Here is a 13054-nt window from a genome sequence, read left to right as displayed (position 1 = left end):
GAAACAGTGCGATCATCCCTTTTTCTGGTTTGCCTCGCGACGCATTTCCTCTTCGCGATAGAGACGAATCGCTTTTGATGTAAAAAGAATCCCGTCCAAATGATCAATCTCATGCTGAATCGCACGCGCGCGAAAATCGGTCTCTTCGATTTCCACCTCTTGGCCGGAGCGGTCAAGCATCCGCACACGAATATAGCGATAGCGCATCGTGTCTCCGAATAGCCCGGGGATCGACAGGCAGCCATCCGGGCCGATCGCCTCGTCGCGTCCCTCCACGATGACTGGATTGATCAAATCGAGGCGACCGCGACCGTCCTCTACATCGACGACGGCAAGTCGTCTCAAAATGTTGACCTGAGGCGCCGCAAGGCCGATGCCATTGGCATATTTCATCGTCTCCGCGAGGTTGTCGAGCACCTTGAGGACATTTGGCGTCACGCTTTTTACAGGATTGGCAGGCGTAGTGAGCACAGGGTTTGGAAATTTTACAATATCATAGATTGCCATAGAAACCTCCTTGCAGATCGGACAGTCGTTTCATCACGCCGAAGTAACTTCTGCGCGATGCCATTTTATCGTGTTTTCCATGACAACGGATACCGCCACACCAACCAAAAGTCCACTGCTGACAAACGAGCGGACGGCGCTTGGAATCGAGAGAAAGGCGGAGGCCGGTGTCACATAGATCGCGATGCCAACAAGTGTCGGCAAAGCGATTCGGTAGATCGTCTTGTGGTCAAACGTGACATTTTCAATGACCTGGAGCGCAGATCCAAAAAGTTGCAGATAAGCAACCAACAGTACCGCATCCCCGACACTCACTGGGAGAGTGGCCAAAAAGGAGCCGGCGACCGGTATAAGCCCAAGCAACATAAAGAGAACCGCGCCGATGGCAAATGGCCGTTTCGCAAAGATCTGCGTCGAGCGCAAAAACCCAAGTGACGAGGTGTATGGCGCGTAGGGAACCAAACCGATGAGACCCGCGATAACGGTATTAAATCCCGTGACAAGAAAGGAGCGGACATAATCGCGATGGGTCGCTTTTTGCGAGAATAAGACCTGCGCATTTTCAATCGTCGTCACCGTGTTCGTCGTGTTGATAAGCCCCGTGATCAGTGCCGTGATCAAGATTCCGGCTTGAAACGATGGTTTCCCCCACGCAAACGGCGTGAATAACGAAGCAAACGGCGCGGTATGCAAGGCTGCGGCAGGATGAATCGCGATCCGGTAAACAATCCAACCACACGCGATACCGATGAGAATCGCAAAATTGCTGAGCAGTCGCGCGCCGCGCAGACTAAGCGTGACGACAAGGATGATCAGTGCGATCGAAAGTGCAGCGATCCTCACATCGATGTGCTTGGCATGCGTCAAACCGACCATCCCTTGAAAGAAAATCGAGATCAGCTGCACCGCCAACAGAATGAGAAAAACGCTCATCGCCATTGGCGTGAAAAACTTCCGCAAAAACCGGCCTAACCCAAGCGCGCCAAAGATCATGATCAGAATCCCTGACGCGAGGATGCCCATCTCAAGACTGCCACCCGCCTTTAAAAGCGGTTGACCCGCTTCTGCCGCACCTGTGAGCACGGTGAGAATGACTCCCCACCAAACGCCAGACTGACCTTCCATCAAAGGCCATTTGTGACCAAAAAGCAGCTGAAGCAGACAGGCAAGTCCTGTAAATAAAAAGGAGCGTTGCATAAATCCGGAAACAGCGACAGGTGACAGATGCATCGCAGCCCCGACAGACACAGGGATGACCACCGTGTTTGCAAACATAAACAAAAGCCACTGAATCCCAGCCACCGCGTCGCGGCCAAGCGACGGCGAAAAATTTTTTTGGGCCACCGTAGTCCACCTTTCGCGCGCGTGCACCGCAGTAAAAATGTGCCTGTCCGTCATTCAAGCGTGACACTTTCGACTCAACATCATACCACATCAGGCAATCGTTTCCGGAATGAATTCATCCAAGCTCGAGGATGCTATGTCAGAGGAGGAATGATCAATGCAAAAAAAAAGCGAAACCGGTCTTGGGGTCGACCCTAAAAATGTTCATCGCGCAAATGAACTGCCTGACGCGCTGCGCACAGATCGCCTTGACGATGTCAATTTTGAAGCGATTCGCGATCGCCACGCCCAAGAGTTTACGATTAACCCGGGTCGTCAGAAGCGCTGATCCAATGTCTTTTTCTGTGTATCCCTTTGGGCAGGCGGATCCATCAACCTGCCCAAATTCACACGCTCATCGTCCACTTCTCAAAAAGACATACTGCGAGTAGAATAGTCATCAGCTATGAACATGTATTAGGAGCTGATCACAATTTCTAAGTATCACGTCGAAATCATTGGAACAGGCAGCCACGTTCCCGCAGGAATTGTAACAAACGCCGATATGGAAAAACTTGTCGATACGAACGACGAGTGGATTCGCACACGCACAGGAATTCGCGAGCGACGCAAACTGTCTACAGACGAGACCGTTTCAGAGATGGCGACAGAAGCTGCCCGCAAGGCGCTTTTAAACGCAGCTGTACGCCCAGAAGAGATTGATTTGATCATCGGTGCGACCATCACCGGAGACTTTGTCTTTCCTCCAATGGCCGCAATGGTACAAGCCGGGATCGGCGCCACAAACGCGACTGCCTTTGACACAAACGGCGTCTGCGCAGGTTTTGTGTACGCACTTGTACAAGGAAGCCAGTTTCTGCAAAACGGTGCATACCGCACGGCGCTGATCGTTGCGGCAGAAGGTATCACGCGCTATCTCGATTATACGGACCGCAATTCCTGCATCCTGTTTGGCGACGGTGCAGGCGCTGTCGTGTTGCGTGCAACAGAAGCAGCGGCAGATGAACCCGTGCGCGGTTTCGTCGACTTTGATCTGCACACGGACGGCAAGCGGGCGGCGGTTGCATTTACACCGCGCAGCGGCGTTTCGGAGCGATTTATACGCACGTTTTCTGAGCGAGAACAGATTACGCCATACATCTGGCAAGATGGTCGTGCCATGTTTAAGGCCGCCGTCAATGGCATGTCTGAAAGCGTCAACCGCATCATCGCGCGCCAAAACTTAAAACCCGAAGCGATTGACTTACTTGTCCCCCATCAAGCAAACCTCCGCATTATAGAGGCCGTGGGTGAGCGCGTTGCGATCCCGCCCGAGCGTGTCGCCCTTTGTATTGAAGAGTACGGCAACACATCCGCCGCGTCGATCCCTCTTGCCTTTGACAAATGGAACAGACTAGGCCGCGTACGCCCCGGGGATCGCGTCATGTTCACAGCGTTTGCCGGAGGACTCACATGGGGTTCCGCGCTCTTTCAAATGTAAAAGAGGCACTCCAGTGAACTGCTCCCGCCTTCGCTTTGCTTAATCGTAAAATTCAGGCGATTGACGGTTGTCATTCGTACAGGCCGCACTCAACAGCTCCCCATATCCTGCGATAGACCGTTTTTGCGCACCACACGTAGCGGAAGATGTCTGGAAAAAAATCCATTTGCGCCACGGCGCGGCGCTACTCTCGATCCATCCCATCCTGCACTATCACCGCGTGCGCGTCATTCACGGACGGGAGGAGCGCGTACTTGCGCGCTACAGGAAATATAAAGAAGTCGCCTATGCAGAACTTGATTCACACTATTACGCGGCACTTACACCGAATGACCCGTACTATGAAGGACTCTATCCCTCTTCCCAATACGGGAACGTCAATCAATGGGGCCTTCCCTTTGTCAACGCGCCATCCGCCTTTACGGCACTCGAAGCCATCCCGCAGGGAGCTTATCTTGCCGTCATCGACACCGGGATTGACCTTACACATCCTGATTTACAGGGTAACATCGCACGCGATACATCAGGAAACGTGCTTGGATACAACTTTGTCGCAGGAACCAATGAACCGTCTGATGACAATGGACACGGCACACATGTGTCAGGAATCGCTGCGGCTGTAACCAACAATGCGCTCGGTGTTGCGGGAATTTCATTTAATACGGTGCAGATCATGCCCATAAAGGTGCTCGACGCTAACGGTGCTGGCGCCACTTCAATGATCGCAGACGGGATTCTGTTTGCAGCCGATCACGGCGCAGACGTCATAAACTTGAGCCTTGGCGGCAGCAACTACAGTCAAACTTTGCAAAACGCGATCTCGTACGCCTGGAACAAAGGACTCGCGATTGTCTGTGCGGCTGGCAACAACGGTTCATCAGCGCCGGACTACCCAGCAGGGTGCAATTACGCACTCTCTGTCGCCGCGCTCGATCAAACAGGGCAACCTGCATTTTTTTCCAATTCCGGCGAGGATCTTGGCATTGCCGCGCCAGGTGTCGCCTATCTCTCCACGATGCCGACGTACACCGTCACCCTCAACAGCTACGGTTATGAAAATAACTACGACGCGCTCAGCGGAACATCCATGGCAGCCCCAGTGGTTTCGGGGTTGTGCGCGGCGCTCATCGCTTACGCAAAATCACACAATGCGGCACTGCGCGGCGCCGATACGATTGCGATCGTCGAGCAGACGGCAGGAAGTGCCGACCGTGGCTGGAACCCTGCCACAGGGTATGGACCTCTCCATGCAGCAAAAGCCGTTTCACCACAACCTGCGACAGGTTTTCCCGGATCGATTCGCGGCCAGGTGATTGACTCGTTTGGAAACGCAGTATCCGGGGCTGTCGTCACTGCAGTAAATGAAACCACTACAACAGGCGCCGACGGCATGTTCCGATTCGCCAACCTCACAGGCGGAACCTATCAGGTGTCTGCCTCAGCAGGTGGGAATGCCACAACGACTCCAGTTTCTGTCTCACCTGGCAGTGATTCGTTCGTCTCACTGACCGTAACACCTGCGCAGACGGCCGTACCGTGTTCGTGGTTTCTCGCCAGTGCGCGCTCACTCGCCAAATCTATGCGGAAAATGGAGCCGTGACTCGATCGGACACTTCAAAAACGCTGAAGTGTCAAGCGCGCGACTGCACTTGATACACAGAGAATTTGAGATAGTCACTCTCTGGCATCCCAATTCGCCGTGGGTGGTCTGCCCCTGCACTGCGGTCGTCAATCAAGCGCAGCAGTTTGTGTGCATCGACGGCCGCCTCTTCGATCACTTCGTGCCACGCTGCGCGCGAAACTGGTGATGAACAAGACGCTGTCACCAAAAAACCTCCGTCCGGGATCAATTTGAGTGCGCGCAAGTTGATCTCTTTGTATCCGCGTAACGCTCCAGGAATGGCCGCACGATTTTTCGCAAATGCCGGTGGATCGAGAATCACCACGTCAAACCTTTTTTTCTCGCGCTCATACTCGCGCAAAAGATCAAAAGCGTTTGCGACGAGCATGGTTGAGCGTTCTTCTAAATGATTTATCCTGATATTGCGCGCAGCCGCCTCAATCGCTTTTTCCGACGCGTCAACCGTGGTCACGTGCGCCGCACCATAGTGAAGCGCGTGAACACTGAATCCCCCTGTGTGCGAGAAACAGTCAAGCACCGTCGCACCAGTGCGCGCGCCGTGAGCCACTTCCGAGGCGCCTTCGCGATACCGCAGATCGGCTCGCGGTTTTTCTGATGCCGCAAACCGCACAAGGGGCGCGAGCGCCGCGCGATTCTCACGCTGATCAAAAAAATGGCCTGTTTTCTGCCCCTCTGCGATGTCGACAAGAAACGTGAGACCATTCTCCTTAATCTCCACAACATCTGCGCATTCTCCGTAAAGCGGGCCCACCGCGTCCGCCAATCCTTCGAGTGCACGCACAGGCGCGTCACTGCGCTCATAGACACAAGTCACTCCGAGCACGTCCCGAACCGCGCGCACCACTGCGTCCTTTCGCAACTCCATGGCGGCAGACAGAACTTGAATGACGGCGACATCGCCGTATTTATCCACAACTAAGCCAGGCAGATCATCAGCCTCGCCAAACGCCGCCCGACAACTGGCCGTCTGCGGGAGAAAACGCTTGCGGTGAAGCCACGCTTTGGTTAGCGAGCGCTTTAGCCACGCATCATTTAGCGTTTCTTTCGGATCATACGAAGCGATACGCACACCAATCTGGGATTGTGCGTGATAGAATCCTACGCCAAGGCCGTGGCCTTGATGATTGCGAATAACGACGGCATCCCCCGTTTTGGGATCCTCTTTTACACTTGCGATCTCATTTTGATAGATCCACGGGTGGCCATCTTCCAAGCGCCTTCTACGATCTTTTTTAAGAAAAACTTCTTTCAATTGAATTCCTCTTTTCTCACGGCAAAAGATCACCAGTACTAATGAGCGAGCCTGTCCGCATATAAAATCTATGATTGACCTGTCCCATAAGGAGCGAAACCTTTGTTTTATACTCGAATGGTCATGGAAGTCGCGGCTGGGTTGCTTGTGTTCATTATAGGACTTTTCACACTGCGCAGCGGCATGGGAGAACTGAGCAATCGCGAGTCCGAGCGACTGATTGAGCGACTCGTCAAGACGCCATTTCGCGGACTGCTCACCGGCATTGTCGCAACGGCCATGCTGCAGTCAGGCGCCGCCGTCACGATCTTGTCGATGGGGCTCGTGGCGGCGGGAACGCTTCGCTTTGCTGACACGATCGGCATCATCCTCGGCTCAAACATCGGCAGCACACTCACCGTCGGGCTGCTCTCGCTCAATCTCGACGCGTTTGGCCCCTATCTTGTCGCGGCCGGATCCATCGCCTTTCTTGCTTCATTTTTCGCGCCCCACAAACGCCCTTCGAGCGTTTCGATCAAAGCAACTGCACAAAGGCGAATACGCGCGTGGGGACTCTCTGTCATCGGGTTTGGCACGCTCTTTGTAGGCTTTGGCCTGATGACTCACGCGACGATGCCACTCGCGTCCTCTCCCTGGGTGACCCATCTGCTGCTTCAGGCAGGCAGACACCCCATGCTTGGCATAGCCGCCGGAACTGTGGTGACCGCGATGATCGGCAGTTCATCCGCCAGCACAGCGCTCACGATGTCACTTGCAAAGGCAGGGGCGCTCCCCCTTCTCGCAGGAATCGCCATCGTCTTTGGCAACAACATTGGCACCTGCGCCACTGCGCTTCTTGCGGCCATCGGTGGAACACGCGACGTGCTTCGCGTCGCCGCCTTTCACGTGCTGCTAAACGTGCTTGGCACCTGCATCTTTTTCCTTGCGCTCCTGCCCTTCGCAAAACTCGTCCAAAGCGTCACAAAAGACCCCGTCACGCAAATCGTCGTCGCCCACGTGCTCTTTAACGTGATCTCATCCCTTGCCGCGCTGCCTTTTTCCCGCCTGTTTGCGCGGCTGCTCACAGCTGTCATCCCCGATCGCCGACGATCCGCTTGACGCGTCTTTCTCAGTTGGCAAGCGGTTCACGACACAGTGCAGGTCCCGCACTCGCACCGATGCGAGAAGCACCCGCCTCAATCATCTTCATAGCCGTCGCGCGATCGCGAATTCCGCCCGACGCCTTTACTAAAAGCTCACTTCCGACCGTCCTGCGCAAAAGTTCGACGGCCTCCACGGTGGCGCCACCTGCAAAGCCGGTACACGTCTTGACAAAATCCGCACCCGCCTGCTTACAGAGTTCTGCCCCGAGCTGCTGTTGTTCAGGCGAAAGCAGCGGCGTCTCAAGGATTACCTTCACGATTGCGCGTCCTTTTGCAGCATCGACGACCGCGCGAATCTCTTCCAGCACAGCATCCGTGTGCCCCGCCTTCAAAAGCCCAATCGCCACCACCATATCAAGCTCTGTCGCACCGTCAAGTAATGCCTGGCGCGCCTCCGCCACTTTATTTTCAAGGCCTGTGGCGCCGAGTGGAAAGCCGATCACCGTGCACACCTCGACGACCGATCCTGCAAGCTTTTGCCGGCACGCGCGAACATACAGCGGATTGACACAAACGCTCTTAAATTCATAACATAGTGCCTCGCGACAGAGCCGATCCACCTCACTCGGCGTCGCTTGCGGCGAAAGCAGCGTGTGATCGATACAGTCGGCAAGACTCGTGAGTGTCTCCCCCTTGGCGCGAAGCAGCGCAATGCCGCGGGCGACGAGTTCTCGATTGTTTTCATACCCTTTTTCAAGCATCAGAGCCTCTGCTTCTTCAAGCGTGACAAACCGTGCGCCTTGAATCTCTTCTTCTTGGGGTGTGATCGCGCCTGACCTTGCCTCAAGCAAGTAGTAGTGTGCATCTTTTTCAACCCACTCACCGCTTGTCTGCGCCCGATAAGAAATCGTTGCAAGCGGCGTCACGACGCGCCCGCGCATGCCTGTTTCTTCAAGCACCTCGCGCAGCGCCGTCTCCTCTAGCAATTCTCCCGGCTCTGCATGCCCTTTGGGAAGCGCGACATGCCCGAACCGATCATCAATCAAGAGCACCTCTGGCACGCCGTCGCGATAGCGATACATCAAACCGCCCGCCACATCGACGCGCTTTACCGCGCGTTTTGTTTCCATCCTCAATACCCCCGTTTTCAAGGCATAAGCCCACGCGTCATTCGCACATTCTCCTGTTGCGCCAGCATTATTGTGCCTGTGCAAATGTCCCTTCCTCACGATCCGCGACCGCCTGCACCTGTTCATCCTCCGCGTCAAGCGCTGCAGGCCGCTCAATCAGGGTGCGCGACAACTGCCCATAAGAATGCTCAAGCCCTGCCTCGCTCACGATGACCTCCGCGAGCGATCCCAGTTGACGATCATCTCCCGGAAACGCGACGCGCATATAGTTGTCCGCGTGTCCAATCAGCATACTACCCTGTGGCGTTTCCACGCGCTCCTCAGGAATCACCTCAAGCGATCTTCCCACAAACTGTCGCGCGTATGAAAGCCGCAGCGCATCTGAGACCTCCATCATGCGCGCGACACGCTCTGCCTTCACTTCGTCTGGAACCTGATCGGCAAATGTCGCGGCAGGCGTCCCTTTGCGGCGAGAGTAAGGGAACACGTGGAGTTCGGCAAACCCCTGCTCCGTGACAAACGCAAGACTCTGCTCAAACGCTGCGTCCGTCTCGCCCGGGAAACCGACGATCATGTCACTTGTTACCGCCAACTCTGGCAACGCGCGGCGCACCTTTTCGAGCTTGTTCGCGTATTCTTCGATCGTATAGTGTCGGTTCATCCGCTTTAGCACCGCGCTATCCCCCGCCTGCAGCGGAATGTGTAGATGGCGGCACACCTGATCGGAGCGCCCGATCGCATCGATCAACTCATCCGTAATCTCACTCGCTTCAATTGAGGAAATGCGGATGCGGCGAAGCCCCTTGACGCGCGCCAGATCGTCCACCAGATGAGCGAGCGTATAGCCGTCCAGATCCTCGCCGTACCCTCCCGTGTGAATCCCTGTCAGCACAATTTCGAGGTACCCGGCGTCGACAAGCCGGCGCGCCTGGCGCAGTACACTCTCAGGTTTTCGGCTGCGCACAAGTCCGCGCGCGTGCGGGATGATGCAAAATGTACAGAAATGGTTGCACCCATCTTCGATTTTGAGCGACGCGCGCGTGCGATTGACAAAAAGCGGCACGTCAAAGTCCTCAAATGTTTTTTGCGGCAGCATAGAAGTGACCGTGTGAAACGGTGTTCGCTCCCGTTGTACTTGTTCAATCCAGGGGAGCAACTGATCGCGGTGCTGATTGCCGACCACAAGATCGACACCGCTAATTCCGAGCACCTCGCCCGGCGCCATCTGCGCATAACAGCCTGTCACGACAACCGTCGCGTCAGGATTTTGGCGCACGGCCCGCCGAATCATTTGCCGCGACTTGCGATCACCTTCATGCGTCACCGTGCATGTGTTGATCAGATAGACGTCTGCCTCGTCGTGAAAGTCAACCTGCTCATAGCCGGCGCGCTCAAACATTTGCCACAGCGACTCCGTATCATAAAAGTTCACCTTGCAACCGAGCGTATGAAACGCCACCCTCTGCTTTTGCAAAGTTACCCCACTCCTTTTTCCGCTTGCTTATCCGTTGTGAAACACTCACAGCGATGTACGTTCTACCGTTCGCTCTCTAACTCATAGAGAAGCTGTGCCACCGTCACCACACCTGCCGTCTCTGTGCGCAAGATGCGCGCGCCAAGCGTCACGAGTTGTCCTTCCTGCGCTTGAATCGCCTGCACTTCCGCACCATCCAAGCCACCTTCCGGCCCAATGACCAGACGAATCCCCTCTGCAAGTAGACGATCCCGCTTTTCGTTGAGTTGTCGAAGCGCTAACTTGAGCGGTGGCAATCCTTGCCCCTGCACTTCATAAGGAGCAATTAAGTATCCGGCCGACTGTTGCAGCGCAGAGGCCAGGTCGGGCGCATACGCGACACGCGGAACGACGTTTCGCTGCGACTGCTCGGCTGCCTCCTTGACGATGCGCTGACAACGTTCAAGCTTTGCGGTGCGTTTTTTTTCATCCCAGCGCGCGACGGAGCGCACACCTTCAAAAATGACAAACTGGGTGACACCGACTTCCGTTCCGTGCATCAACAGCTCATCCAGCCGTTCACCTTTTGGCAATCCTTGCACAAGCGTAACCGCAAAAGGCGGCTCAGAAGCCGATGCCATTTGCGCAATGACGTGCACAATCACTTCATCTTCCTGCACATCCACGATCTCCACTTCATACGTCTCACCCTCTGAGACAATGCCAAAGCGATCGCCCTGTCTCATGCGCAGCACGCGCAGCACGTGGTGCGCATCCTCTCCGGCGACGCGAAATCGATCCGGCGCGATGCGCGCATCCGCCTCTAAAAAATAGCGCTGCATGCCAACCACCCGCCGCTTTCTTCCGTGAAGGTTAAGACGAGTGCGCGCCAGTCCGCATTCTCGTGAATCTCTATGACCTTAAGACGCTGTTCACGCGCCGCCTGCGCGACGGCCTCCACTTGATGATGGACAATGCCCGATACGCTGAGCGTCCCGTTTGGCGACAGCACATGCTTGATGTCTGGCAGAAGGCGCAGCAACAAGTCTAAAAGCAGGTTGGCATAGACAAAGTCGTACGTTTGTCCTGACGGCAGATCGCGCGCGAGATCGGACACAACCAGTTGAATCCGATCGGACACACCATTTTTCACCGCGTTGTCGCGGGCGACGGCAAGCGCATTTTCATCGACATCCACCGCCGTCACTGAGTGCGCGCCAAACTTTGCCGCGGCGATTGCAAGCACCCCGGTGCCCGTCCCGAGATCAAGAACGCGCGTGTCGCGCAGCGCGTGCCCTTCCATCACCGTGAGCATGAGTTGCGTCGTCTCGTGCGTCCCTGTGCCAAACGCCATCCCCGGATCAATCTCAAGCACCACGTCGTCAGCGCCGATCGTTCCCATCTCTGAAAGCCGATCCATCTCCCACGAGGGTGCGATGATAACGCGCGGACTCACGCGCAGAGTATGAAAGTGCTCTTTATACGCGAGCAAATACGACGCTTCCGGGATCGCTTCCAGCGACACCAAAAGACTGCCAACGTCAAGTCCGATCGCTCGGATGCCATCCAATTTTTGCTCGATCACGCGTACAAAGCCCTTCACTTCTTCATCTGAAAAACGCGCCTGATCAATGTAAAGATTGACCTTTGCGCCCGTGCGATTTAAAAACGCCTCATCAATCCACTCACTCGCGCGCGCCTGTGCACTGCGCGCTTCCAGATCTGCTGAATCTTCAATATCTTGCCCGACGATCTCCGGCAAGTCCGTCACGACACAGACCGCTTCGACTGCCTCAGACGTCGTTTCAATCGTGATTCGATATAAATCCACACGCCGCACTCCTTTAGATCCATACCTTTTAGTGTACCATACGAATCACAACCATGTCGCCCGACCGAAACCTCGACCTTCTGTTCCATCCGTTGACGGAGTGGTTACAATAGAGAAATAGGCGTGCGAGGGATTTATCGCACGCACACAAATCTTAGATGGGTGATGAGGATGTCCGTGAGTGTATCCGCATTAAAAAAAGGAGCGCGCGTCGTGGTCGGCATGTCAGGCGGCGTCGACTCTTCCGTTTCCGCGTGGCTCCTCAAACAGCAAGGCTATGACGTGGTCGGGATCTTTATGAAAAACTGGGACGAGGTTGACGAAAACGGTCACTGCACGGCTGAAGAAGACTTTGACGATGTGCGCCAAGTGTGCGAACACATCGGCATTCCTTACTACACCGTCAATTTTGAGCAAGAGTATCACGACCGCGTCTTTCAATACTTTCTTGATGAATTTACAAAAGGGCGAACGCCCAATCCCGATATTCTGTGCAATCGCGAGATCAAATTCAAAGAGCTTCTCGATCAGGCGATCACGCTTGGCGCCGACGCGCTCGCGACAGGCCACTACGCGCAGATCACCCGAGAAGACGGGCGGGCGCTTCTGACACGCGGGGCGGATGAACAAAAAGACCAAACGTATTTTTTATATGCTGTAAACCAGAAAGCGTTGTCGCAAACCCTTTTTCCGATCGGCCATCTCACCAAGCGCGAGGTGCGCGCATTGGCACACGAGGCAGGGCTCGTGACGGCGGCAAAAAAAGACAGCACGGGGATCTGTTTCATCGGAGAGCGCAACTTCAAATCCTTCCTAAAGAATTATTTGCCGGCGCAACCTGGTGAAATGCGCACACTCGACGGACGCGTCATGGGCCGACACGATGGGCTCATGTATTACACCATCGGTCAGCGCCACGGCCTTGGCATCGGCGGATCAGGCTCAGGGGAACCCTGGTTTGTCGCAGACAAAGACCTCACCCAAAACATTCTCTATGTCGTTCAAGGGTTTCATCACCCTGCACTCTATCACAGCGCACTCTATGCTTCAGACATGCACTGGATTGCAGGCGATTTGCCTGACCGCACACAGCGACTCACGGCCAAAATCCGCTATCGACAGCCAGACGTGCCGTGCACGCTGACGCGCATCGACACAGACGTTTGGCGTGTGCAGTTTGACACGCCTCAGCGGGCAATCACGCCAGGACAATCGGTTGTCTTTTATCAAGGTCCGCACTGCCTTGGCGGTGCCATCATCGATCGCGCGCAAAGGCAGACAGGACAAAGCCCACAGCGAGACACTCACCACGCCACGGTGTGATACGACGCAA

General features: G+C 55.3%; 12 protein-coding genes. 5 read left to right on the top strand and 7 right to left on the bottom strand.

The annotated features are described in order from the left end of the window. Nucleotides 1-12: 12 nt before the first annotated feature. Nucleotides 13-507, bottom strand: coding sequence for a peptide deformylase (gene def, locus ATW55_RS00275; protein WP_067710905.1), 495 nt, complete (start codon nucleotides 505-507; stop codon nucleotides 13-15). Between the two features lie 33 nt (nucleotides 508-540). Continuing rightward, nucleotides 541-1851 (bottom strand): uracil/xanthine transporter, encoded by a 1311-nt coding sequence (locus ATW55_RS00270; RefSeq protein WP_067710903.1) that lies wholly within the window; start codon nucleotides 1849-1851, stop codon nucleotides 541-543. Between the two features lie 157 nt (nucleotides 1852-2008). Here ATW55_RS00270 and ATW55_RS16200 point away from each other — a divergent pair, with 157 nt between their 5' ends. The 3 genes from ATW55_RS16200 to ATW55_RS00260 all read left to right on the top strand — a co-directional run bounded on the left by ATW55_RS16200 (nucleotide 2009) and on the right by ATW55_RS00260 (nucleotide 4931). Further along, nucleotides 2009-2179 carry a hypothetical protein gene (locus tag ATW55_RS16200; protein ID WP_160327129.1) on the top strand — a complete coding sequence of 57 codons (171 nt, stop codon included), beginning with the start codon at nucleotides 2009-2011 and terminating at the stop codon, nucleotides 2177-2179. 135 nt (nucleotides 2180-2314) lie between these two features. Continuing rightward, a complete protein-coding gene (locus ATW55_RS00265; RefSeq protein WP_082685390.1) occupies nucleotides 2315-3331 on the top strand; it encodes a beta-ketoacyl-ACP synthase 3 in 1017 nt (338 codons plus the stop codon). A gap of 67 nt (nucleotides 3332-3398) precedes the next feature. Beyond that, nucleotides 3399-4931, top strand: a complete 1533-nt coding sequence (locus tag ATW55_RS00260; protein ID WP_067710899.1) for a S8 family serine peptidase — start codon at nucleotides 3399-3401, stop codon at nucleotides 4929-4931. Between the two features lie 31 nt (nucleotides 4932-4962). On the opposite strand, the gene ATW55_RS00255 is transcribed toward ATW55_RS00260, so the two are convergent. Beyond that, nucleotides 4963-6225 (bottom strand): class I SAM-dependent rRNA methyltransferase, encoded by a 1263-nt coding sequence (locus ATW55_RS00255; protein ID WP_067710898.1) that lies wholly within the window; start codon nucleotides 6223-6225, stop codon nucleotides 4963-4965. Between the two features lie 102 nt (nucleotides 6226-6327). Here ATW55_RS00255 and ATW55_RS00250 point away from each other — a divergent pair, with 102 nt between their 5' ends. Next, the gene (locus ATW55_RS00250) at nucleotides 6328-7323 is read left to right on the top strand and encodes a Na/Pi cotransporter family protein (RefSeq protein ID WP_067710896.1); all 996 of its coding nucleotides are present in this window, start codon (nucleotides 6328-6330) and stop codon (nucleotides 7321-7323) included. Nucleotides 7324-7333: 10 nt separating this feature from the next. Here the strand turns inward: ATW55_RS00250 and deoC are convergent, their stop codons facing one another. The 4 genes from deoC to ATW55_RS00230 all read right to left on the bottom strand — a co-directional run bounded on the left by deoC (nucleotide 7334) and on the right by ATW55_RS00230 (nucleotide 11721). After that, a complete protein-coding gene (gene deoC, locus ATW55_RS17095) occupies nucleotides 7334-8437 on the bottom strand; it encodes a deoxyribose-phosphate aldolase (protein ID WP_336433203.1) in 1104 nt (367 codons plus the stop codon). Between the two features lie 67 nt (nucleotides 8438-8504). Next, nucleotides 8505-9911 (bottom strand): tRNA (N(6)-L-threonylcarbamoyladenosine(37)-C(2))-methylthiotransferase MtaB, encoded by a 1407-nt coding sequence (gene mtaB, locus ATW55_RS00240; RefSeq protein ID WP_235586933.1) that lies wholly within the window; start codon nucleotides 9909-9911, stop codon nucleotides 8505-8507. 62 nt (nucleotides 9912-9973) lie between these two features. Further along, nucleotides 9974-10732, bottom strand: a complete 759-nt coding sequence (locus tag ATW55_RS00235) for an RsmE family RNA methyltransferase (RefSeq protein WP_067710894.1) — start codon at nucleotides 10730-10732, stop codon at nucleotides 9974-9976. Next, nucleotides 10714-11721 (bottom strand): 50S ribosomal protein L11 methyltransferase, encoded by a 1008-nt coding sequence (locus ATW55_RS00230; RefSeq protein WP_067710892.1) that lies wholly within the window; start codon nucleotides 11719-11721, stop codon nucleotides 10714-10716. Before ATW55_RS00230 ends, ATW55_RS00235 begins: the two co-directional genes overlap by 19 nt. A gap of 177 nt (nucleotides 11722-11898) precedes the next feature. On the opposite strand from ATW55_RS00230, the gene mnmA reads away from it, so the two are divergent. Further along, nucleotides 11899-13044, top strand: coding sequence for a tRNA 2-thiouridine(34) synthase MnmA (gene mnmA, locus ATW55_RS00225; protein WP_268753334.1), 1146 nt, complete (start codon nucleotides 11899-11901; stop codon nucleotides 13042-13044). Nucleotides 13045-13054 lie beyond the last annotated feature (10 nt).

It is taken from the genome of Ferroacidibacillus organovorans (assembly GCF_001516615.1).
In the GTDB taxonomy this organism is placed as follows: domain Bacteria; phylum Bacillota; class Bacilli; order Alicyclobacillales; family SLC66; genus Ferroacidibacillus; species Ferroacidibacillus ferrooxidans_B.
The sequence above is the reverse complement of the archived record's forward strand: the minus strand, read 5'-3'. Positions and strand labels throughout refer to the sequence as shown.